General features: G+C 39.0%; 14 protein-coding genes. 8 read left to right on the top strand and 6 right to left on the bottom strand.

Going from position 1 to position 24,147, the window contains the following annotated elements; genetic code table 11:
• Nucleotides 1–9: 9 nt before the first annotated feature.
• Nucleotides 10–2,229: a sodium-translocating pyrophosphatase gene (locus tag ADICYQ_RS07465; RefSeq protein WP_020890624.1), complete on the bottom strand. Its 2,220-nt coding sequence runs from the start codon at nucleotides 2,227–2,229 to the stop codon at nucleotides 10–12.
• Nucleotides 2,230–2,733: 504 nt separating this feature from the next.
• On the opposite strand from ADICYQ_RS07465, the gene ADICYQ_RS07470 reads away from it, so the two are divergent.
• The 4 genes from ADICYQ_RS07470 to ADICYQ_RS07485 all read left to right on the top strand — a co-directional run bounded on the left by ADICYQ_RS07470 (nucleotide 2,734) and on the right by ADICYQ_RS07485 (nucleotide 8,898).
• Nucleotides 2,734–5,139: an alpha/beta hydrolase gene (locus tag ADICYQ_RS07470; RefSeq protein ID WP_040415030.1), complete on the top strand. Its 2,406-nt coding sequence runs from the start codon at nucleotides 2,734–2,736 to the stop codon at nucleotides 5,137–5,139.
• Nucleotides 5,140–5,263: 124 nt separating this feature from the next.
• The gene (locus ADICYQ_RS07475; RefSeq protein WP_020890626.1) at nucleotides 5,264–7,177 is read left to right on the top strand and encodes a PVC-type heme-binding CxxCH protein; all 1,914 of its coding nucleotides are present in this window, start codon (nucleotides 5,264–5,266) and stop codon (nucleotides 7,175–7,177) included.
• A gap of 96 nt (nucleotides 7,178–7,273) precedes the next feature.
• On the top strand, nucleotides 7,274–7,594 hold the full coding sequence (locus ADICYQ_RS07480; protein WP_020890627.1) for a high-potential iron-sulfur protein: 321 nt from the start codon (nucleotides 7,274–7,276) through the stop codon (nucleotides 7,592–7,594).
• 473 nt (nucleotides 7,595–8,067) lie between these two features.
• Nucleotides 8,068–8,898, top strand: coding sequence for a hypothetical protein (locus ADICYQ_RS07485; RefSeq protein ID WP_040415032.1), 831 nt, complete (start codon nucleotides 8,068–8,070; stop codon nucleotides 8,896–8,898).
• Nucleotides 8,899–9,048: 150 nt separating this feature from the next.
• Here the strand turns inward: ADICYQ_RS07485 and araA are convergent, their stop codons facing one another.
• Nucleotides 9,049–10,524 (bottom strand): L-arabinose isomerase, encoded by a 1,476-nt coding sequence (araA, locus tag ADICYQ_RS07490; protein ID WP_020890629.1) that lies wholly within the window; start codon nucleotides 10,522–10,524, stop codon nucleotides 9,049–9,051.
• Nucleotides 10,525–10,767: 243 nt separating this feature from the next.
• On the opposite strand from araA, the gene ADICYQ_RS07495 reads away from it, so the two are divergent.
• Nucleotides 10,768–11,466 carry an L-ribulose-5-phosphate 4-epimerase gene (locus ADICYQ_RS07495; RefSeq protein WP_020890630.1) on the top strand — a complete coding sequence of 233 codons (699 nt, stop codon included), beginning with the start codon at nucleotides 10,768–10,770 and terminating at the stop codon, nucleotides 11,464–11,466.
• 252 nt (nucleotides 11,467–11,718) lie between these two features.
• On the opposite strand, the gene ADICYQ_RS07500 is transcribed toward ADICYQ_RS07495, so the two are convergent.
• The 4 genes from ADICYQ_RS07500 to ADICYQ_RS07515 are packed head-to-tail and all read right to left on the bottom strand — an operon-like array spanning nucleotide 11,719 to nucleotide 18,244.
• A complete protein-coding gene (locus ADICYQ_RS07500) occupies nucleotides 11,719–15,126 on the bottom strand; it encodes an efflux RND transporter permease subunit (protein ID WP_020890631.1) in 3,408 nt (1,135 codons plus the stop codon).
• Between the two features lie 7 nt (nucleotides 15,127–15,133).
• Nucleotides 15,134–16,264, bottom strand: coding sequence for an efflux RND transporter periplasmic adaptor subunit (locus tag ADICYQ_RS07505; protein ID WP_040415069.1), 1,131 nt, complete (start codon nucleotides 16,262–16,264; stop codon nucleotides 15,134–15,136).
• 20 nt (nucleotides 16,265–16,284) lie between these two features.
• Nucleotides 16,285–17,631, bottom strand: coding sequence for a TolC family protein (locus ADICYQ_RS07510; protein WP_020890633.1), 1,347 nt, complete (start codon nucleotides 17,629–17,631; stop codon nucleotides 16,285–16,287).
• A 4-nt stretch (nucleotides 17,632–17,635) separates the two neighbouring features.
• Complete coding sequence (locus ADICYQ_RS07515; RefSeq protein ID WP_020890634.1) at nucleotides 17,636–18,244, bottom strand: TetR/AcrR family transcriptional regulator; 609 nt, start codon at nucleotides 18,242–18,244, stop codon at nucleotides 17,636–17,638.
• 342 nt (nucleotides 18,245–18,586) lie between these two features.
• On the opposite strand from ADICYQ_RS07515, the gene purL reads away from it, so the two are divergent.
• The 3 genes from purL to ADICYQ_RS07530 all read left to right on the top strand — a co-directional run.
• The gene (gene purL, locus ADICYQ_RS07520; protein ID WP_040415034.1) at nucleotides 18,587–22,279 is read left to right on the top strand and encodes a phosphoribosylformylglycinamidine synthase; all 3,693 of its coding nucleotides are present in this window, start codon (nucleotides 18,587–18,589) and stop codon (nucleotides 22,277–22,279) included.
• A gap of 294 nt (nucleotides 22,280–22,573) precedes the next feature.
• Nucleotides 22,574–23,671 carry an alkene reductase gene (locus ADICYQ_RS07525; RefSeq protein ID WP_020890636.1) on the top strand — a complete coding sequence of 366 codons (1,098 nt, stop codon included), beginning with the start codon at nucleotides 22,574–22,576 and terminating at the stop codon, nucleotides 23,669–23,671.
• 231 nt (nucleotides 23,672–23,902) lie between these two features.
• Nucleotides 23,903–24,147 (top strand): LLM class flavin-dependent oxidoreductase (locus ADICYQ_RS07530; protein ID WP_152520472.1); only part of this gene is annotated, 245 nt, incomplete at its 3' end.

Raw genomic sequence — 24,147 nt, forward strand, 5'->3', positions numbered from 1 at the left:
TTAAAACAATTAGTCAATTTGAATTAATTCTGCTGTTGAAGCCTTTTCAGGTATCATTTGCACCACCTTTTCAGTTTCTGTATTCACATTATGTGTTAAACCTAAAGGACTGTCCAAAGGAATATAAGGTGCAATCACAATTGAAACGATAGAGGTCAACTTGATCAGAATATTCATGGAAGGTCCAGAAGTATCTTTAAATGGATCACCAACCGTATCACCTGTCACAGAAGCCTTGTGTGGTTCTGATCCTTTGTAATACATTTCACCGTCAATCATTACCCCTTTTTCAAATGATTTCTTCGCATTGTCCCAGGCCCCTCCGGCATTGTTTTGGAAGATCCCCATCAAAACACCAGAAACGGTAACGCCTGCCAACATACCACCAAGTACTTCATGTCCAAAAAGGAATCCTACCACTATAGGAGAAAGCAAGGCAATGGCTCCAGGTGCAACCATTTCTCTAATGGAGGCTTTGGTAGATATTTCAATACATTTCTCATAATCAGGCTTTGCTTTATACTCCATTATTCCTGGAATCTCTTTGAATTGCCTTCTCACTTCGTTGACCATGTCCATGGCCGCTCTACCCACTGCTGCTATTGCTAGGGCAGAAAAGATAAAAGGAATCATTGCCCCAACAAATAATCCAGAGAGCACATCTGCTTTATAGATATCTATGGTTGAAATGCCTGATATGCCAACATAAGCAGCAAACAATGCCAAAGCTGTCAATGCAGCGGATGCGATTGCAAAACCTTTACCACTGGCAGCAGTAGTATTTCCTACAGCATCAAGAATATCTGTTCTTTCTCTAACTTCTTTTGGAAGGCCGGCCATTTCTGCAATACCACCTGCATTGTCAGCGATAGGGCCAAATGCATCGATAGCAAGTTGCATCGCTGTAGTAGCCATCATACCTGCAGCAGCTATGGCCACACCATATAAACCTGCTGCCATATAAGAGGTAAAAATACCTGCTGCTAATACTAAAACAGGAAGTACTGTAGACTGCATTCCTACAGCCAGACCACCAATAATATTCGTAGCATGACCGGTAGAGGATTGTCTAATGATAGAATTCACCGGGCCTTTGCCCATTGCTGTATAATATTCAGTAATTATACTCATCAAAGCTCCTACAATCAAACCAATGAAAACTGCTCCAAATACACCCATTTTAGTAAATGAGGCTGAATTTAATCGTGACATTACCAAATCACCCTCTGGCAACATATAATCGATAACAAAAAACGATGCTGCTACTGTCAATAGGATTGAAAACCAATTGCCTCTATTTAGAGCTGCCTGCACATTACCATTTTCAGATTTAATTTTAACAAACAAGGTTCCTATGATAGAAAACACAAGACCCAGACCAGCAATTACCAAAGGCAATAGCACTGGTGCAATACCTCCAAAATTATCATTACTCACTATTTCTCTACCCAAAACCATGGAGGCCAATATTGTGGCTACATAAGAACCGAATAAATCTGCTCCCATTCCGGCAACATCACCTACATTGTCACCCACATTATCTGCAATAGTTGCAGGGTTACGTACGTCATCTTCTGGTATTCCTGCTTCTACTTTACCTACAAGGTCAGCACCTACATCAGCTGCTTTGGTATAGATACCTCCACCAACTCTGGCAAAAAGGGCGATAGATTCCGCTCCAAGAGAAAACCCAGCCAAAACTTCCAGCGCGGTTTCCATCTCATGACCATTTACATCTCCACCAGTAGAAACGACAAACATGTTATAAAAAATAATGAACAAACCACCCATACCTAAAACGGCCAGTCCTGCTACTCCAAGTCCCATAACAGTTCCTCCGGTAAAGGAAACATTCAAGGCCTTGGCCAAGCTTGTTTTTGCTGCTTCGGTAGTTCTCACATTTGTTTTGGTAGCGATTTTCATCCCTAAATACCCGGCAAATGCGGAAAGCACAGCGCCTATTACGAATGCGATGGCAATGACTGGGCTGGAATTGTCTAATAAAGTACCAGACCAGCCTAAAATAATGGCTGCAATCACCACAAAGTAACCCATGACTTTCCATTCTGCTTTCAGAAAAGACATTGCTCCTTTGGCTATATAACCAGCCAACTCCACCATGTTTTCATCGCCAGTAGGCTGTTTAGTAACCCATGCTGATTTTACGGCCATAACTACTAGGCCAAGAATACCCAAAAAAGGGACCAAATAGAGAAATAATTGTTCCATTTATTAACTGTTATAAAGAATTGGATTTATTTTTAATTTCGACAAAGATATTATTATTCCCATTCCATTCAAGAAAGTATTGCTAAAAGATAGTAATCACACACAATTAGCGTAATATTCTATCATAAATCAGTATGATTGCTCTATAAATGGCAAAACATCGAACGAAATCGTAATTTTCAACAAAAAATCAAATAAATCCCCAAAATGATGGATTTTCAGTAAATCACTTTACCAGCAAAAAAACCATAGGTTAAGAAAGAAAATTACCGCTTGATCAATCATTGATAGGATTTAATTAATAAAATTTTGGTATTTGTGATACATTAGACGCTATAAAATTGACTAAAGGGTAATGACTTCCTAACTCGAAGGTATCGTCGAAAAACATACTGAATATTATATTATTAAGAAAGCCTTACCGCTCAAATGAAGTATCACTTGACATTGCCATCACCTAAAAAAGTGTAATACCCCTTAAATACATTCCTAAAGTTAACCACTATGAAATTCATCAAATCAAATCTGTATCTATCCTTATTTCTAGTAACTTTTTACATGATCCCCGTTGCTGGTTTTGGGCAGGAAAGTGGCCTTACCTTGGCTGTTTTTGATATAGATGCGACTCCACCTATTGGCAGCTTACTGGCTTATGATCCGTTAGAACAAACAGATGATTTAGGACTACGCGCCAAAGGCGTTGTGATTTCTGGAAGCGGGTTGCCTATCGTTATTTGCGCTATTGACTGGATAGGAATCGCCAATGAAAGTCAGGATGCATTTAAGGAAAGTCTTGCCAAAGCCGCTTCAACTATTCCATCAAGAGTTGCCGTCCACACCTTGCATCAACACGATGCGCCTATAAGTGATTGGGGGGCGGAGAAAATTTTAAAGGATGCAGGGTTGGATCCTAAAGGGTATGAAAGTTCTTACGACAAGGTATTACTACAAAATTTAGAAGAGGCTATAAAAGAAGGTTTAAAGGATGCCAAGCCTATAACCCATATTGGCACTGGAAAAGGGATTGTTGAGAAGGTTGCTTCAAACAGAAGAATTTTAGGTGATGACGGACATGTAGCTTATACTAGAACATCATCTACCAAGGATAAGAAAATACGAGATTTTCCTGAAGGCTTAATAGACCCTGAGGTTTCATTGGTAAGCTTTTGGAATGAAGAAGAGCCAGTGGCGGTATTTAGCTACTACGCTGTACATCCCCAAAGTTACTACCTGACCAAAATTGCCAATCCAGATTTCCCTGGTATTGCGAGGTACATGCGTCAATTGGCCGTTCCAGAAGCAATGCACGTACATTTTAATGGGGCTGGAGCAAATGTAACTGCCGGAAAATACAATGATGGCGCCAAAATCAATCGAAAAATCCTTGCTGAAAGACTTGCTGCAGGAATGGAAAAGGCCTGGGAAAACACAGTAAAAACTAAAATCACCAAGGAGGATGTTTATTGGCAACAAGAACCCATCCTGCTTACACCCAAGGAAAGTATTCCCGAAATCGCCAAGGAAATGCATACTCAAAATGCCCGGTGGCTTACCAATAATGTACAAAAACTGGCCTGGTACAACAGGCAGGCTCTTGGTAAAAAGATAGATATTAGCTGCTTGGCCATAGGTGATGTTAGAATGCTACATTTACCCGGAGAACTTTTTATTGAGTACCAGTTGGCCGCCAAAGCAGAAAGAAAAGATTTATTTGTAACCATGGCAGCCTATGGAGATTATGGCCCCTTCTATATTGGACCAGCATCCGCCTATTCAGAAGGTGGTTATGAAGTGGGAACCAGCCCTGTAACTGCTGAAGCAGAACCCATCATCATGGGAGCCATTAAAAAAATGCTTCATAGAGACATTTCAAAAAACAATCTCGATAGCCCACTAGTATTAGAAGCTGAGAGTGAAAATCCTTTACGAACATTGGAACAATGGGAAGAAAAGAAGGCGTCATGGAAAAACAACATGGCTTCGATCATGGGCACGCTTCCTTCAAGAGCTCACTTAAAAAGTCCGGAAGTAAATTATTTGGATTCTACAGTAGAAGCAAACTATACAAAACATCATATCTCTTTTGCCAGCGACAAACGAAATGAGGTAACTGCCTTCCTTTATATTCCGCACAGCATTAAAGTAAAGGCACCAGCTATGTTGGTACTTCACAGTACAGGCGACCTAGGAAAAAAGATAGTTGATGGACAAGGACCACTCGAGAACAGAGCACTTGCCAGTGAATTGGCTGAAAGAGGTTATGTGGTTATTGCTCCAGATTACCCAAGCTTTGGAGAACAAAAGGACCACGATTTCGCTACAGATGGCTTTGCATCAGGCACCATTTTAGCGGTATGGAATCACATGAGGTCTGTAGATGTGCTTACCAATATGAGTGAAGTAGACCCAGAGCGAATAGGAGTCATCGGTCATTCTTTAGGTGGACACAATTCCTTGTTCGTCGCAGCCCATGATACGAGATTAAAAGCTGTGGTTACAAGCTGCGGATGGACACCGTTTGATTATTACGACATTGGAGAGGCAGGAATCAAGAATTACGGCGGAAGATTAGGCCCTTGGGCTCAAGACAGGTATATGCCAGCTATCAAAAAGCTACTGCCTGAAGCGCAGTTGCCATTTGATTTCACTCATATTATAGCCTCTATTGCTCCAAGGCCTGTTTTTACCAATGCGCCACTAAATGACAGTAACTTTTCAGTAAAAGGAGTTAAAAAAGGAATTGCTGAGATACAACCTGTATACAACTGGCTGGGTTACCCAGATAATCTAATTGTGAAGTATCCAAATGCTGACCATGATTTCCCGCCAAACACTCGAAAAGAGGCTTATTCTTTTCTAGATAATGTTTTTGGTTTTACACCTGTGAAAAAACTAGACTTTGAAAAATAATCACTTGAATTACCCATTTAAATAAAAAAAGGAAGTTTACGCCGCTTTGTAAAGGGAAAAATTTCATTTCCTTTAAAATTTGTAAGATATTAGGCTTTTAATCAGTCAATAATTAGCTAAAATTATGAAAGGTAACGTTACCCATACTTTATTTGCAATCATTCTTATAGGATTTTATTCCTGTCAGGATGACAAATACGCTGAAGCTCTTAGTCCGGAGGAATCCATTGCTACATTTGATATTCATGAAAATTTCGAAGTAAAACTATTCGCTGCTGAACCCCATATTAAGGATCCGGTAAGTTTGGTTTTTGACGAAAAAGGAATTGCTTACGCTGTGGAAATGCCAGATTATCCTTACAAACCTGAAGAAGGCAAAGGCAAAGGGGTAATAAAAAGACTGGAAGATACTGATGGGGATGGCGTCATAGATGCCTCTACTGTATTTGCAGAAGGATTGGCTGATGCGACCTTCTTAATGCCTTGTAAAGGTGGGCTCCTGGTAACAGCAGCGCCTCATATTTATTATTTAAAAGACGACAACGGTGATGGAGTGGCTGACACTAAGACGCCGATTTTCTCAGGTTTTTTTGAAAATAATTCAGAAGCACAAATAACCAACCTCCGTTTAGGGATTGACAATTGGGTCTATGCTGCGAATAATGGACAGCGAAGTGATGTTACCTATGCAGATGCTCCTGGAGAAGGGCCTTTGGAATTAAGAGGTGCTGATTTTAGATTTCGATTGGATAAAGAATTGTTTGAGAAAGAGAGTGGTACTGCACAGTTTGGTCAAACGTTTGATGATTGGGGAAATAAGTTTTTCACTCAAAACACGCTACATATCCAACAAACTGTTATCCCAAGCAGGTACCTTGAGCGTCATGGACAATTGTCTAGCAGTTCAGTAAACCACAATATTTCTGACCATGAGCTTGAAATGTTTCAGGTCACTCCTCCTCCTTACTGGAGAGCAGAACGTACCAGAAGGAGAAATATACAATACCAGGAACAAGAACTCGACAGAGTAGAATATGCTGAAGATCATTTTACGGGTGCTTCAGGAGGAACAGTTTACGATGGTGGGAACTTCCCCGAAGGCTTTAATGGAAATGTTTTCACAGGTGAAGTTGCTGGTAATTTAGTTCACAGAGATATCATTGTTGAGGACAAAAACAGTCCTACACTAATTGCAAAAAGAGCTTCAGAAGAATTAGCTAAAGAGTTTCTTGCTTCAACAGACCCTTGGTTCAGACCAGTTGGTTTCACTGTTGGTCCTGACGGATCACTATTTATGGTGGATTTTTACAGGCAACACATTGAAACACCTGTTTCGATTTTTGATGACCTGAAAGAAGACATGGATTTTATGCATGGAATGGATCATGGTAGGATCTATAGAATTGTTCCTAAAACGGGCGTATCTACTACTGCAGTGCAGGATTTTTCTACCATGGATGCAGAAACCCTAGTAGCCCACCTTGCCAATAAAAATGGCTGGTGGAGAACGACTGCTCAAAGAATGATATTGGAAAGTCCAAAGCCAGAATATGTGCCGCTATTGAAAAAATTAGTGACCAATGAAAGTCCAAATGCGCAACTTCATGCATTGTATTTGTTACAATCAATGGATGCTTTGGAAGAGGGCATGGTTGAACTTGCTTTAGAAAGTGACAATTATGGTGTTAGAAAAAATGCATTGATGCTTGCTGAAAACTTTCCTAATTTGAAAGAAGAAATTGCAGCAAAAATCAATGATGAATCCCCAATTGTATCTCTTCAAGCAATTCTTAGCTTGGGCAATTATGAGGATGATTTCACCACAGACCAACTTGCTAAGGCTTTGGTGGAAAAAGGAGAAAACAAATGGTTTAGACTTGGTGTTTTAAGCTCAAACGCAGGATCAAGTGAAGCCATTCTGAAAGTTTTAAATGACAAATACAAGTTTTCAGAAAATGAAGCCTCTTGGAAAGAAGATTACCTTAAAGAAGTAAACCATATTCTTGTAGGAAAAGGCGAAAGAGCTAAAGCAGAGTAATTAAAATATTCTCATTGAATTCTAAGTGGCAGTGAAATTTATTTTCACGTCTAAAGCAGCTTATTTTCAATGATTAATAACCACCGTACAATAAGTATGAACAGAAGAAAATCAATAAAAACCCTATTAGCTTCTACTGGAGTAGTGTTTTTCATGACCAATTGTGGTAAGCCACAGGAAGAATACAAATTGGAAAACATAGATGACTGTGCAGACCTCACAGGGCTGAGCGAGGAAGAAGTAGCCAAAAGGAAAAGTTTGGGTTATGAAGAAAAATCACCTTTAGAAGGTGACAATTGCAACAATTGCCAATTGTATTTGCCGCCAACAGCGAAACGCAAATGTGGTGGATGTCAATTGTTCAAAGGACCTGTAAACGCTGATGCCTATTGTACTTACTGGGCTCCTAAGGTTTAATACGCTTTAAGTAAATTCAAAGACTTTGTGATTCAACTAAGTCTTTAACCAATTCACCTGCTTATGATTTAGGCAGGTGAATTTTTATTTAATAAGCACTGTAGAAAGGAATTCAACCCTGATTCGAAGACTTTTTGAAGAGTACCTACGTTTAGAAACTGACATCAGGACGATGGTTATAATATAGACGCAATAACAGGCAGCCATCCTGGTACAATAACGCGTTAGCATTCGTTTAAGTCTCTTATGAAAGCTTAAAACAAATACCTCTTAGGTGACAAGATTAAGGTGAATATTTTTTAGACAGATTGAAACCTTTAGATAATTTATGAAAATAAGCAAAAGAAATCCCGTCCCTTAACTTCCTTACCAAGCAAGCACCTTGATTAATAAATACTATTAAAGGTTCTCAATTTCAAGAGGAATTTTATATATTCAAACTAAAAATAACGCCTCTATATTTTTAACTCAAGATGAACAGATTAGTTGTATTATTAGATTTTTCCCCGTATACCCCCACTCAATTAAGGTTGGCTTGCAGTTGGCAGGAAATATTTAATTTAGATTTGGTTTTTGTCCATAAAATGGATGGAATAGCACCTACCCTTCCTATTTCTAATAAGAAAGAAATAGATGAAATCATTGAATTTAATAAAAAAGAATCAAAGACTAAATTTTTGAAATACCTTCAGGAAGGGGCTCTTTCTCCAGATAGCAATAAGACTAGTTTTGAAGCTGTTTCTAGCCAGCTTGCTCATTTTCTGGAAGGCTTTCTTAAGCCGAATGATATCGTTCTATTGGGCTTGAAGGGTACTAGATTTTTGAAAAAAATATTGATTGGAAGTACGGCCTCCACCCTAATAAATCAGTTAAATCACATAGTAATAGCCCTCCCTCGAACAATAGATTATACAGTACCAAAGAAATTGGTGCTTTCTTGTCAAGAGAAGCACCCGGTCAATGAGGTTGCGCTGGATGCTATACTAAAAGCTGTTGGTCAGGAGATAAAAGAAATTGAATTATTAACAATAATCGAAGACCAGAAAGAATTAGAACCAAGCAATAAATACCTGGAACAAATGAGATCCAAATTAGGTGAGGGCTATAAGTATAAAATCAGTATTTATGAAAACAAGGACGCCTTTGGGGAGATAAAAAAGAGATTTAGTCAATGCCTGGATGATTTTATTGTCCTACAGAAAGGCTCACGAAATCTAGATGACAAACTATTTAGAAGGTTTTTTATCAATGACCTAATCCATGATGGGAATACACCTTTGATCATTTTACCTACTTCTGATTGATTAAACCAGAAACATGCAACAATAGCGCTATTGTTGCATGTTTCTGGTTAAAACTATGTAAAAAAAGGTTGCCAGGAGTACTTATTGATGCTAATCCCTATTAACTTCATTTACCACATTCAACAGCTGGAATTTATTGACTGAAAGCAATTAATCAAACCCTTTTAAATAGGTCTTAAAGCTTTTAAGATTGGTCTGCTCATCAATCACAACACACTCTATTCCAGCCATTTCACAGAAATCTTCTAAAACCTCCATATTTAAATTCTGGCTAAAACACGTATGGTGTGCTCCACCAGATAAAATCCAGGCTGTAGCCGCACTTTTAAAGTCAGGCTTGGGGCGCCACATGGTACGTGCAACAGGTAATTTAGGGAGGCTTTTTGGTGGTTTTACCGCCTCTACTTCATTCACTACCATCCTAAACTTATCACCAAGATCAATTAAGGAAGCATTAAGTGCTGAACCAGCCCCGCCATCAAAAACCAATCTTACTGGATCTTCCTTACCTCCGATTCCCAGCGGGTGAATTTCACATCGAATGGCTCCCTCGGCCAGCCCCTCATCTACCTCAAGCATGTGGGCACCTAAAACTAATCCGCCTTGTTCTTTAAAGTCATAAGTATAATCCTCCATAAACGCATTGGTACCCGAAAGTCCTGTTCCCATTACCTTCATTGCTCGGACCAATGCCATTGTTTTCCAATCCCCTTCACCAGCATAGCCGTAACCAGCATTCATAAGCCGCTGAACTGGCAAACCTGGGAGCTGTTTCATTCCATGTAGGTCTTCAAAAGTATTTGTAAAACCTTTGAATGAGCCTTTTTCCAAAAAACTTTTCAACCCTAATTCTATCCTTGCTGCCTCAATAAGAGAGTCATGCATTGAGCCATCCCTTTTTAATTCCTCGGACAGGTTATAGGTACTGGCATAGGTCTCTAGAAGTAAATCTATTTCTGGATTACTCACCGCATTTATTGCCTCCACCAAGTCACCTACTCCGTAGCTGTTTACTGCAAAGCCAAATTTCAACTGGGCCTCCACCTTGTCTCCTTCGGTGACAGCTACCTGACGCATATTGTCGCCAAAACGTACAAATTGTGCTCCCTGCCAATCATTCCAGCCACATGCAGCCCTACTCCAATGGTCTATTTCTTTTTGCACCTCTATGCTCCTCCAGTGACCTACTACGACCTTTCTAGAGATTTTCATCCTTGTGCAAATAAAACCAAATTCCCTATCCCCATGGGCACTTTGGTGTAAGTTCATATAGTCCATGTCGATGGATTCCCATGGAATACTTTCACCATATTGCGTATGCAAATGAAGCAAAGGTTTATTGAGTAATTTAAGTCCATTGATCCACATTTTGGCTGGAGAAAAAGTATGCATCCAAGCCATTACTCCTACACAAGCTTGATCCCGGTTTGCGTCCAAAAACACCTGTAGAATCTCTTCCTGTGTCGTCACTACCGCCTTAAACTTTATTGTGACGGCAATGGTATTCCCTTCATTAAAATGCTTGCAAATAGTCTGTGAATGGACAGCTACTTCCTTTAATATATCTTCTCCATATAAATGTTGGCTTCCCGTGAGCAGCCACACCTCTTTTTGTTTCAAATTCATACTTTTAATTTAAGTATAGGATACTGTTTTATCAAAATTTCTGGAAAAATTCAACCTTAAAATTAAATTCTAAATTTCATTTTTCCATATTTGTCTTACTAACAACAAGTCCCGATTTCTAAAAATGAACATGTGCCGGACTGTAATGAATGCAATGTGCACCTATTATATGAAATCAGTAAAGGGATTCCGTTCATTTCACTACTTCTTTTAAGCTACAATTATTAAACCCTTTGATAGACCATGAGTAATTACAAAGAACTGAAACGAGATTGTTATAACGCCAATATGGAGTTGCCTAAGCTGGATTTGGTTGTATATACTTTTGGCAATGTAAGTGCAGTCGACAGGAATCAGGGCGTATTTGCCATTAAACCAAGCGGGGTACCCTATGAGACCTTGCGTGAAGAGGACATCGTAATCGTCGATTTTGAAAACAAGATAGTGGAAGGCAAAATGAGACCCTCATCGGATACAAAAACGCATGCCTTTTTATACAAGCATTGGCAACATATCGGAGGAATATGCCATACCCATTCCTGTTATGCTGTATCCTGGGCACAGGCACAAATGGACATCCCTCTATTTGGAACGACCCATGCCGATCACAATACCAGTGACATTCCTTGTGCACCTCCAATGAGCGATGCCAATATTGCTGGCGATTATGAACACATGACTGGCCAACAAATTTTGGATTGTTTCAATGAAAAAAATATTTCCTATAAAGAAGTAGAAATGGTGCTTATTGGTAATCATGGACCATTTACCTGGGGAAAGGATGCCAAGAAAGCAGTTTACAATAGTAAAGTTCTTGAAGAAATTGCCCGAATGGCCTATTTGACCTTACAAATTAATCCAAATGCACCGAGACTAAAAGAGGCTTTGATCAAAAAACATTATGAACGTAAACATGGTGAAGGTGCTTATTATGGACAGTAGGATTCCTAAACTTAAATACGGTAAGTAGTCTAAATTGTCCTAAAACGATTTTCGCCCAATTTCTAAGAAGCATCGGTAGGACTCTAGAAATGGCTTTATATCTTTCTTTCAACCTATACCCCTTAATTTTCGAGGTTGATCAGCTATAAAAAGGGAACTTTTCTCAGGTTAACGCTAAAAATAAAAACCTCCGAGACATTGTCTCGGAGGTTTGAACACTTAAAAAAACCACCAACCTTTAATTAAATCTAATCAACTGCTCTTGCGAACAGCCGTATTTAATTTGTCTGCCAATAAATACATGACAGGTACTACTATTAACGTTAGAAACGTTGCAAAGGTTAGACCAAATATTACAGTCCAAGCCATCGGCCCCCAAAAATCTGCATTGTCCCCACCTATATAGAACTTAGGATCAAACGAAGATAGCAAACCATAGAAGTCAATATTCATGCCTATTGCTAACGGAATCAACCCTAATACGGTAGTAACAGCTGTTAGCAATACTGGTCTAAGTCTGGTTTTGCCCCCTTTAACTATACTGTCCAGAAGATCTTCTTTTGAAAGATTTTCTTCTTCAGAAAGATTTAATTCATCTCTTTTTCTTGACCGAATCAGGTCTGTATAATCTATCAATACAATCGCGTTATTAACGACTACACCAGCCAAGGATATAATTCCGATTCCGGTCATGATTATGACGAAATCCATGTTGAAAATCACCAGTCCCAAAAACACACCAATGGTACTCAGAATAACCGATGCCATAATAATGAAAGGTGTAGTAATTGAATTAAACTGGGCAACAATGATTAAGAAAATCAATGAAATAGAAATCAACAATGCCCTTGTCAGGAATTGGGCTGATTTTGCCTGTTCCTCTTGTTCACCAGTGTAACTAAGGGTAATTCCTTCTGGAACTTCAAAATCTTGCAACAAGCGTTTGATATCATTGTTAATTTCTGTGGCATTAAACCCATCATTTACGTTAGAAAAAATGGTGATCACCCTTTCTAAATCTTTTCTCTTGACAGAACCATAGGTAGAACTGTATTCCAATGTTGCTACAGAAGAAATTGGAATTTCTTTTTGATTGCCAAACTTATCTCTGAAGCTTATTTTCTTGTTTAACAAGGCATCAATGTCGTACCTGAATTTATCTGCCAACCTAAGCTGAATCGGATAATCATCTTCACCTTCTTTAAATTTGGAAACTTCCAGGCCAAAAAGAGCCGTTCTCAATTCATTGGCAATGGTAGCCGTTGAAAGGCCAAAACGCCTTGCTTTTTCCCTATCTATATTCAATATCAATTCAGGGTTACCCAACTCAAGATCGGTCTTTAATTCTTCTATCCCTTGAATGCCTGATTCATTGATATGTTCTCTAACCGAATTGACATAAGTTATAAGTTTTTCAAATTCTTCACCAGACACTTCTATATTAATAGGTTTTCCTACAGGAGGCCCATTTGACTGCTTGCCAACAGTAAGCAATACCCCAGGATATCCTTCAGCCAATCGCCTGATTTTCTCCATAATCTCATTGGTATTGATTCCTTCTCTGTACTGGTACTCCTCAAACCCAATAGTAACCTTGGCCTTGTGAGGGGTTGAGGCTTGACTTGGTCCCTCCATTGGATCAGCTGTTCCTTCTCCTATCTGAGTAATGACAGATTCTATGATTTCATCATATGGATCCAGAAGTTTAAAGAGATCATCTTCAAAAGATTCAACAAACCTATTTGTGGAAGTAATGTCTGTACCAATAGGTTTTTCTATATAGATACTAATTAAGGCTGGTTGATTGTCCGGAAAGAACAAGATTTTAGGTGCGCTTACCGCAAGCAAAACCAATGACAAAACCAATAATACCACAGTACCCCCTAAAAACACAATAGGCCAAACTCCTTTTAATGCAAAGTAAAGCGTCTTTTCGTAAAAATCTTCTAAACGAACCAATAGTACGTTCTGAAACCATCGAATGGCTTTCCTTAAAAAGAAAACATTAAAAATCACCAATAGGGCTGCAAGGAAAAGTAAATTCCCCGTGGCAATCCAGCCTAGAAAATAACTAATTATAGCCAGAGTGGTTAAAACCGCAGCTATAATCATAGGCTTCTGTACAGGCTTTTTCTTATCCACATCTTGAATCTTCATAAACAATGCAGTCAATACAGGATTGATCACAAGCGCTACAAACAAGGAAGAAGACAAAACGATGATCAATGTAATAGGAAGGTATTTCATAAACTCCCCTATAATATCATCCCAAAAGGCCAATGGTAGAAAAGCAGCCAATGTAGTAGCTGTAGACGTGATGATAGGCCATGCGACCTCTCCAACACCCTCCTTTGCAGCTCTCACAGCAGACTTACCTTCCTGCATCAGACGGTAAATGTTCTCTACCACTACGATGCCATTATCCACCAACATCCCTAAAGCCAGAATTAATGAAAAGAGTACCATTAGGTTTAAGGTCACCCCTAGTGAGTTAAGCACTAAAAAGGAGATGAACATGGATAATGGGATAGCAATCCCAACAAAGAGTGCATTCCTAAAGCCTAGGAAAAACATCAAAACCAATACCACGAGAATAACACCGGAAATAATGCTGTTTTCCAAGTTATCAACCTGCGAACGAGTAGCTTTGGACTGATCATTCGAAATCGTAACTTCTAAATCCTCAGGGAATTTATTGATTTTAACCTCTTCAATAAGTTCTTTGATCTTATCAGAAGCATCTAATAAATTTTCTCCACTTCTTTTTACAACATTGATTGTCACTACAGGAAGCATTTTACTTCTTGCAAAACTTTCACGTTCCTTAAAAGTATCGTCCACCTCAGCCACATCCCGAAGGTAAACGATATTGTTGTTTTCGATTTTTACAATTACATCCTCAATCTCTATAGGATCCGTAAATTCTCCGTCAATCCTAAGAGTTCTCCTGTAATCTCCAGATAAAATATTACCACCTGAGATTGTAACATTTTCATCTGAAACTGCTCCTGAAATGTCTGAAAAAGTGACCCCAAGTGCTTCCATTTTATAGAGATCTGCATTAATTCGAATCTCTCGCTCAATGGTACCACTCAAGTCTGCACTTGATATTTCAGTTAATTTTTCTATCTCGTCCTCTAAATACTCACCATATTTTTTAAGCTCTTGCTCCGTGTAATTCCCTGAAATATTCACATTCATAATCGGGAACTCCGAAGTATTTACTTCCAAAACATCCGGGTCTCTGTCCAGATCATTTGGCAATTCACTTTTTGCCTTATCTACTGCGTCCTTTACATCCTGAATGGCTTTGGATATTTCCACATTGGGATTAAACTCAACTACAATAGATGAAAAATCCTGAATAGAGGTAGAACTGACATCCTTAAGATTATTTATCGATTTTAACTCTTTTTCAATTGGCCTTGAAATCAGGTTTTCCATGTCAACTGGTGAGTTTCCCGGATAGGCTGTTCCAACATAAACCGTTGGAATCACTATTTCCGGAAAACTTTCTTTTGGCATGGTCCTGTAGGCAAACATCCCGAGGAAGGTAATAATCAGTGTGAGTATTACCACACTTGTTCTGTTGTCAACAGACAGTGAGGAAATCCCAAATTCCCTGATTACTCCTTTTTTCTTGTTTTCTTCTGAAGCCATATTCTAATTAAGATGAGACGTTTACACTAAAGTTATCTCCTACTTCCCTAAATCCTTTATCAATAAGCTCTTCAGATCCAGTTAAACCACTAGTGATTTCCGTTTCGCCATTGTATGTCATTCCTCTTTCAATGTATTTTTTATGGGCTATCCCATCTTCAACTACAAACACATAACTCCCTTTATTGTCTTTTAAAATCAAGTAAGAAGGGACAATTACTGCATCTTCAACACTGTAATCCTGAATGTTTAATACCGAAATCATATTGGGCTTAACTTTTTCTACCTTAGGTAGGAAAACCTCAATTTTAAACGTTCTGTTATCAGGATTAATGATCCTACCTATGGCAGTTACCTTTGTTTTTAAGGTCTTATCAATGGAAGGGAAATGAATACTAACTGAATCACCCATGTTTAAAATCCCAACATATCTTTCTGATATATCACCTTCAATAAAAAGGTCATCTTCACCAACAAAATTAAGGACTGGGGACCCTGGCTGAACCAATTCACCCACCCTAACGATGAGCTCTTCTACAGTACCATTAAAAGGTGCCCTTATAGCACTTCTGTCTTTTTGAAGCGCAATAGAAGATAGGTTTTTTTCAAGCGTTTCTTTCCTGTTTCTAGCTTCTAGCAATTGAATTTCAGTTCCTATTTGCTGCTCCCAGAGTCGTTCTTGTTTTTCATAAATTGTAGTGGCCAATTCAAGTTGCGTCTTGATTTCATCAAGGTTTCTATTTACAGATTCTGCATCTATCCTGGCAATGACCTGCCCTTTTTTCACTGACATGCCTTCCCTGGTTAAAATCTCCTCTACCCTACCTGACACTTCAGCGCTGATGTTGACATTCTTTTTGGAAAGAACAGAGCCTGTTACTTCCACAAAATGATCAAATTTCCCATTTACAGGTTTCAAAGTCGTTACAAGAACCGATTTTCTTTGGCTTTTTCGGAATTCAGGATCCATTTTGGATATTTCCTGTTCCAACTCCTGAATCTTTATTTTTAATTCTGCTGATTCAGATTTGAATTCATCCAATTGGCTTTTCTTGGAAGAAAGTTCATCTTCTTGCTGAGCACAAGAAAACATCCCCAGCATTAGGGAAAGGGTTAAAATCTTAAGTGTATTTTTCATAAACATGTATAATCCTTTTCTTATTTTAATATTCCCAAAGCTTTTTCTAAATCAACTCTTGCTATAAACGTATCATAAAGTGCCGAAAAATAATTAGTCTCCGACTCCTTTAGGGTAGCATCAGCCTCTACAACTTCCAGGTTTGAACCCACTCCTTCCTGGTATTTTATTTTAGCCATATCAAATACTTCTAAAGCTAAATCTCTATTTTCTCGCTGAACTTCCAACTCCTCCAAACTATTGATTAAATTCTGTCTGGCCTGGAACTTCTCTACTTGGATATTCTGAATGGTGAATTCTTTTTGAACCTCAAGCTGCCTCATTTGCACCCTGTTTTGCTGAATTTTATACCTTTTGGTAAATCCATCAAATATTGGAATCTCCAGCGTAACGCCTAGAATTGAACCTGTATACCAGTCTCCTGACCATAACTTGGAGAAATTACCTCCAAAAGCATTTCTTTGAAATGTGTAATTGGCATCTAGTCTGGGCATGTACTGAATTTGGTTGTTTTTCAAATCCAAAACCGCCAAGTCGTAATTGGTATTGATTTGATCTACCTCTACTCTTTGTTGCCCTTCTTCATTCAATAAGCTTTGGGTATCCAGGTATTGATTGAAATCCCCAAGGTCGTTGGCCAATGAAATCTCCTTTTCTTCTGGAAATCCCATTTGTAATTTCAAAAGCGCTTTACTAACACTGGTAGAAGTCCTGGCTTTATTAAGCTCAGTTCTGATGTTGTTGTTTTGTACTTTTATCCTCGTTACATCTATTTTTTCTGCAAAACCTTCCTCGTACAATACCTCTGTCTCCTTAAGAAGGGTATCCAAACGACTTAGATTAGCTTGAATTAAGGTCTCTCGCTCTCTACTCACCAACACAGAAAAATAGGCCTTTTTCACATTTTCAATCACCTGAAGCTCTGTGAAAGCTTTATCAAATTCAACCAATTGTTTATAGGTTTTCGCTGCTTTAAGCCCTATAAAATAAGATCCGTTAAAGATCATTTGACTTACAGTAGCGGTTAGGTTGGCAGAATAAATAGGCGAAAATTGAATCCCTACAAATGTTCCAACAGGAGCCTCAGGATCTAAAAACTGAGCAGGAAATGGAGAAATAGGCACCTGAAGATTTTTGGTCGCATTAACCCTTGTGGTAATTTGTGGTAATCCCTCTGCTGTACGCTCTCCTATTAATCCCTTTGCAGCTTGTATTTCTAGTCGGGCTACCCTGGCATCAGCATTGTTTTCTAATGCAAAGTTCACACTTTCTTCTAATGTAAATGCTACCTCTTGGGCCTGAACATCCGTAAACCAGTGGCCAAAAACCCAAATTGCCACGGTGAAAATTATCGGTTTAAAATTCATAAAATTAAAATTCCTGTGTTTGTAGTTTCCTATAATATTTAGACCTTCCCTGGTCGGTAAGAATTCCGTGTATAAAATGATCTAAAATCGCCAATTGACAATCAAGAAAGCTTTTGCTAGATTTAGAGTAATTAGAAGAGAAAGTATTCGTGATCTGGTCCATTCGCATATGTGCCAATAATTCCGAATTGATTTCCTTTCGAAAATCCCCGGATTGTTTCCCCTGATCCAATACCATTACAATGTTCCGAAGTACTTTTTCAGTTTTGAATTCATTTATCTTCTGCCAACATTTAGGGTAAAACCTTTGGATATCTTGCATTAACAATGGATTCATACTCGAAAATGTTTCCCTTAGGTACCTGGTCATTCCAAACAAATGATCAATAGCACTATCATCGATAGTCCCCATCTCATCTAAATCGCACTTATATTCGCTTATAAATGCCTCTATAGCTGCATTTACCAATTCTTCTTTACTTGAGAATTCCTCGTAAATGGTTTTTTTAGATATCCCTGCAAGTCTGGCTATTTCATCCATTGTGACCGCCCTGACTCCAAATGTTAGATAGTTTTCTAATGCTAACCGTATTATGTTTTTTCTCGTCTCCAAATATTTATCTTAATAAACCTAGGAAATAAACTAGAGAAACTATCAAAAGGTTCAGGGTTTTTTCAGGTAAATCTATTTAATTACTGAACATTATCCATTACCGTACAAAGGAACTCTGTTTTTTTCGAAAAAATGCTATATTAAATTGGGTTTTTTAAAATTTATGCCCGTCATTAATCCCGTCAAAAAGAGTGAAAATTTAAGATTTTAACCACCAATTAATGTTCAATTTCACGTTAAAGTAAGATATCCTACCTAAACCGTGTCTTACTGCCCTTCTACTGCAAAATTTTAAAACCATTTTTGTACATTTGCCCATTCAAAAAAGCTATTGATCCCTTTATGAAGATTTTGTTTTTTCAATCCCCGGAGAAGACCCTTTACGCCCTTGAAACCAATGAGGCGTTGAAAAATAGTGAACTGGAGAAATTAAACTGGCTTTTCGGAGGCTCCGTTTATTTAAATGAACTGGAGATTTCCGGTGAATTTATTGGCCCCAGAAAGGAAATGATAACTCCCTGGTCTACCAATGCGGTGGAAATCAGTCAAAACATGGGCATAAATGGGATCCTTAGGATCGAGGCCTTCTATCCATGGATTGAAGGCAGTTCTTTCGACCCTATGCTTCAAAGACATTATAATGGCGTTGGTCAAGATGTCTACTCAGTAGCCAAAACTCCAAATGCTATACAGTTTATTGAGGACATTACCTCCTATAATATAAAGGAAGGCTTGGCTTTAAATGCTGAAGAGGTAGCCTATTTGGAAGGTGTAAGCAAATCGCTGGACAGGCCATTGACAGACAGTGAAGTGTTTGGCTTTAGTCAGGTAAACTCAGAACATTGCAGGCATAAAATCTTCAATGGTACTTTTATCCTAGATGGTGAGGAAAAATCCATGACACTGTTTCAGTTGATAAAGGCTACTTCAAAGGCCAATAAAAACGGAATCGTTTCTGCATACAGTGACAATGTTGCTTTTGTAAAAGGTCCGAAAGCCTTACAATTTGCGCCCAAGTCTTCTGATAAAGCAGATTATTTTGAGATTAAAGAAATAGATACCGTAATTTCATTAAAAGCGGAAACCCATAATTTCCCTACAACAGTAGAGCCATTTAATGGTGCTGCTACAGGGTCAGGAGGAGAAATCAGAGACAGGATGGCAGGTGGCACAGCCTCTATCCCACTAGCTGGTACGGCAGTTTACATGACTTCTTACCCTAGATCAGAAGCGGGAAGAAGTTGGGAGAAGGACCTTGCCGAGCGAAAATGGCTCTACCAATCTCCTATGGATATCCTTATTAAAGCATCTAATGGTGCCAGTGACTTTGGCAATAAGTTTGGTCAGCCAATCATTTGCGGAAGCCTTATGACTTTTGAGCACAATGAGGGTGAGCTACATTGGGGTTTCGATAAAGTAATCATGCAAGCTGGAGGAGTTGGATTTACAGCAGCCCCTTACAGTCTTAAGAAAAATCCCGAAAAAGGGGATCGTATTGTCCTGATGGGCGGCGACAATTATAGAATTGGTATGGGAGGTAGCGCTGTTTCCTCGTTGAATACTGGTGAACTTAGCCTTTCCTTAGAGATGAATGCCATTCAGCGGTCAAACCCTGAAATGCAAAAAAGAGTAGCAAATGTCATCAGAGCTTTGGCTGAAAGTGACGACAATCCAATTGTATCTATACATGATCATGGAGCAGGCGGCCACTTAAACTGCCTCTCAGAATTGGTAGAAAATACTGGCGGAACCATTGATTTGGAGAAATTACCCGTAGGAGACCCTACCCTTTCTGCCAAAGAAATCATTGGAAATGAGTCCCAGGAAAGAATGGGATTGGTAGTAAAAGATGTTCACATCGACAAGATAAAAAAGATTGCTGACCGAGAAAGAGCGCCATTTTATAATATTGGCCAAACTACTGGGGACATGCAATTCAAATTTGAAAACACTAAGACAGGAGAAAAGCCTGTTGATTGGAGTTTGAATCATATGTTTGGGTCTTCCCCAAAAACTGTTTTGGTGGACAAAAAGGCCAACCAGAATTTTAAAGCACCAGAATACAAAGTTCAGGATTTTGAGCAGTATTTAACCAATGTGCTGCAATTAGAAGCAGTGGCTTGCAAAGACTGGCTCACCAACAAGGTAGACAGATCAGTAACCGGTAGGGTTGCCAAGCAACAGACAACTGGCGAACTTCAGCTTCCATTGAATAACGTGGCAGTGATGGCCATGGATTATTCAGGAAATAAAGGAATAGCTACTTCTATCGGCCATTCTCCTATAGCCGCTTTGGTAAGCCCTGAAGCGGGCTCTAGATTGGCAATAGCGGAAGCACTTACCAACTTAATATGGGCACCACTAACCGATGGACTAAAAGGGGTTTCCCTAAGTGCCAACTGGATGTGGCCAGCCAAAAATGAAGGTGAAAATGACAGGTTATACCGGGCAGTTGAATCCACTAGTGATTTTGCTATCGCTCTGGGTATAAACATTCCTACTGGAAAAGACTCCTTGTCAATGACCCAGAAGTACCCAAGTGGCCAAACGGTAAAGTCTCCAGGGACAGTTATCATATCCACTGTTGGTGAATGTTCAGCCATTAATAATGTTATTTCTCCTGGCCTGAAGGCTAGCACTGAATCAACATTGCTATACATAGATTTGTCTAAGGATGACGCAAAATTAGGTGGCAGTTCCTTTGCCCAATCGCTAAATAAAATTGGCAACGAAGTACCAGACATAAAGGATGCAGCCTATTTCAAAAGTGCCTTTGCAACCATTCAAGACCTTATTAAGCAAAACAAAGTACTAGCTGGTCATGACATTTCATCTGGTGGCTTGATCACTACCTTATTGGAAATGTGTTTCCCTGACCAGAATACTGGGATAGACATTCATGCTTCAAACCTTAAGGAAAAAGATTTGATCAAAGCATTGTTTGCAGAAAATCCAGGTTTGTTAATTCAAGTAAAAGATGCTGCCGATATCACTACCTTCTTAAATTCTCAAGGAGTTTCAGCTGTAAAAATTGCAACTGTAAATGCTACAGGATCCATTAAAATTGATGGTTTGAATAAGTCTTGGGAAGTATCAGCATTGAGAGATATTTGGTACAAATCTTCTTACCTATTGGATCAACAACAGTCTGGAAAAATCCTTGCAAAAGAAAGATTTGATAATTATAAAAATCAACCTTTGACTTATAACTTTCCTGAGCAATGGAAAGGGACTTACGAATCATTGAATTTGGACCCCAATAGGAAAACAACCACTGGCGCCAAAGCAGCGATTATTCGTGAAAAAGGGGTCAATGGAGACAGAGAGATGGCCTATTCATTATGGCTGGCAGGATTCGATGTCAAAGACATCCACATGACAGACCTTATTTCCGGAAGGGAAAACCTTGAGGATGTGAACATGATTGTGTTTGTAGGTGGCTTCTCAAATTCAGATGTTCTTGGTTCTGCTAAAGGATGGGCCGGCGCTTTTCTTTACAATGAAAAAGCTAAGAATGCTTTGGATAACTTTTATGCAAGGAAAGACACGCTCAGTTTAGGTGTATGTAATGGTTGCCAGTTGATGGTGGCATTAGACCTTATCAATCCTGAGCATGAAAAGAAAGCCAAAATGCTTCACAATGAAAGCCATAAATTTGAATCCTCATTTGTGAATGTAACCATTCCTGAAAATGAATCCGTCATGTTCGGTACCTTATCAGGTCAACGACTGGGTGTCTGGGTAGCACACGGCGAAGGAAAATTTGACTTACCTGCAGAAAAAGACAGCTACAGTTTTGGTATGGAGTATTCCTATGAAGCCTACCCTGGAAACCCTAACGGATCGGATCACAATGTGGCAGGACTAGCTTCAAAAGATGGTCGTCATCTTGCTATAATGCCTCATATAGAGCGGGCAATTGCTCCTTGGAACTGGCCATATTATCCCGAAGGACTAGAGAAAGAGGACGTAAGCCCTTGGATAAACGCCTTTATTAACGCTAAAAAATGGGTTGAAGAACATAGTTCGCTTTAATCATTTTGTTTATAAATAAAAAATAGGCTGGCTTTCTGATTACTTCAGGAAGCCAGCTTTTTTTGTAGGCAACCTCAATTCATCCTAAAACCTTCAATTCAAGACAAGGTCCTATTAAAAAAGCTGGTTGGATCGACATTTCGGACCCTTTTGAGCCAATCCTCTACTTTTTCGCATAACTGGTTCAGATATTGTAGCTATCATGGCTAAGTAACAAAAAGTCAACATTGTTGTAAGTTTTTAGTTGACTAAGAACAGAAATTATTTTCAGATTTGTTAAAACCAGTATATACTATGCAAAACCAACCACTTTTAGAAAAGTTACAGCTTGGAGATTTACCTATAGACAATAGAGTTGTAATGGCTCCTATGACAAGAAGCCGAGCGGACAATCCAGAGAAAGTCCCTACTGAATTACACGTAAAATATTACACGCAAAGAGCTTCTGCAGGCCTCATTATTACTGAAGGCTCTCAAATTTCACAGGAAGCGGTTGGATATATCAATACCCCTGGCATCCATACCAAAGCTCAGGTAGAAGGTTGGAAAAAAGTAACAAAGGCTGTACATGATGAAGGAGGAACAATTTTTATACAGTTATGGCATGTAGGACGAATTTCACATCCTGACTTTCATGAAGGAGCCCTTCCACTCGCCCCCTCTGCAATAAACCCCAAAGCGAAGTCATTTACCCCTAAGGGATTTAAAGACACCGTCACTCCTAAAGAAATGTCTCTACCCGAGATAAAACAAACTATTCAAGACTTTAAAAATGCTGCTGCCAATGCATGGGAAGCGGGATTTGATGGAGTAGAAATTCATAGCTCGAACGGTTATCTATTGCACCAATTCTTTAGCCGGACATCAAATGTGAGGATGGATGAATATGGAGGAAGCATACCCAACAGGGCCAAAATCCTATTCGAAATAATAGATGCCATAAAAGAAGTTGTACCAGAAAACCGGATTGGTCTAAGGTTAAATCCCTCCCTTAATGGTATTTTCGGGATGACGTTGGACGAAGAAAGTATCCCCACGTTTGACTACATCATAGAAAACCTCAACAGGTATGAATTGGCATATCTACACCTCTCAGAACCATTTAACGATGTTTCAGATATCCCCTATGCGGAAACTGAAATTGCTAAAAGATACCGACCTATTTACAAAGGAAAAATAATCATTAACGCAGGTTTTGATCAGCAGAAAGGCAATCAATTTATTTTAGAAGGTTTGGCAGATGCCGTAGCCTATGCGAAATTATATATTTCAAATCCTGATTTGGTGGAGAGGTTTGCTAAAAATGAAAAATTGGCTCCCTGGGATGAGGCTACTTTTTACACACCCGGAGCAAAAGGATATACAGATTACCCTAAGCTAGAAGAAGAATAAGATCAATTGAGCTTAAATTTACTCATTCACTTGTAAAGCCTCACCCTAACTTAAATATGGTGAGGCTTTTTACAAAATTAAGGCTTCTAATTTTAGACATGGATAACCATTGTTTAAACTTTTCACAGACCCCATACTCTTAGATTCCTTCTTCGAAAAGGCTTAGCGGCTATGGCTAAATTTCAGGAACCAAAAGGAGAAAATAAGGGTTTAATTTCTATACAGTTTGATATGAATTATTCAATTTTAGATTTAGCATTACTCAAAGAAGGACACGATGCTGCAGATGCTTATAAAAGAGCTTTGGATGTGGCAAGAAAAGCAGAGTCCTGGGGATTCAAGCGGTTTTGGTTAGCAGAACATCACAATATGCCTTATGTAGGGAGTTCCGCTCCTACAATATTAATGGGCCATATTGCTCAGGGAACTAGTACAATTAGAGTTGGATCAGGGGGCATTATGCTTCCTAATCATAG

This window comes from Cyclobacterium qasimii M12-11B, assembly GCF_000427295.1.
In the GTDB taxonomy this organism is placed as follows: Bacteria; Bacteroidota; Bacteroidia; order Cytophagales; family Cyclobacteriaceae; genus Cyclobacterium; species Cyclobacterium qasimii.

Bases quoted from the DNA above. Each gene is read 5' to 3' on its own strand.
- ADICYQ_RS07500 (WP_020890631.1), bottom strand. From the start codon at position 15,126: ATGGCTTCAGAAGAAAACAAGAAAAAAGGAGTAATCAGGGAATTTGGG.
- ADICYQ_RS07480 (WP_020890627.1), top strand. From the start codon at position 7,274: ATGAACAGAAGAAAATCAATAAAAACCCTATTAGCTTCTACTGGAGTA.
- ADICYQ_RS07475 (WP_020890626.1), top strand. From the start codon at position 5,264: ATGAAAGGTAACGTTACCCATACTTTATTTGCAATCATTCTTATAGGA.
- ADICYQ_RS07465 (WP_020890624.1), bottom strand. From the start codon at position 2,229: ATGGAACAATTATTTCTCTATTTGGTCCCTTTTTTGGGTATTCTTGGC.
- purL (WP_040415034.1), top strand. From the start codon at position 18,587: ATGAAGATTTTGTTTTTTCAATCCCCGGAGAAGACCCTTTACGCCCTT.
- ADICYQ_RS07525 (WP_020890636.1), top strand. From the start codon at position 22,574: ATGCAAAACCAACCACTTTTAGAAAAGTTACAGCTTGGAGATTTACCT.
- ADICYQ_RS07510 (WP_020890633.1), bottom strand. From the start codon at position 17,631: ATGAATTTTAAACCGATAATTTTCACCGTGGCAATTTGGGTTTTTGGC.
- ADICYQ_RS07505 (WP_040415069.1), bottom strand. From the start codon at position 16,264: ATGAAAAATACACTTAAGATTTTAACCCTTTCCCTAATGCTGGGGATG.
- araA (WP_020890629.1), bottom strand. From the start codon at position 10,524: ATGAATTTGAAACAAAAAGAGGTGTGGCTGCTCACGGGAAGCCAACAT.
- ADICYQ_RS07470 (WP_040415030.1), top strand. From the start codon at position 2,734: ATGAAATTCATCAAATCAAATCTGTATCTATCCTTATTTCTAGTAACT.
- ADICYQ_RS07485 (WP_040415032.1), top strand. From the start codon at position 8,068: ATGAACAGATTAGTTGTATTATTAGATTTTTCCCCGTATACCCCCACT.
- ADICYQ_RS07495 (WP_020890630.1), top strand. From the start codon at position 10,768: ATGAGTAATTACAAAGAACTGAAACGAGATTGTTATAACGCCAATATG.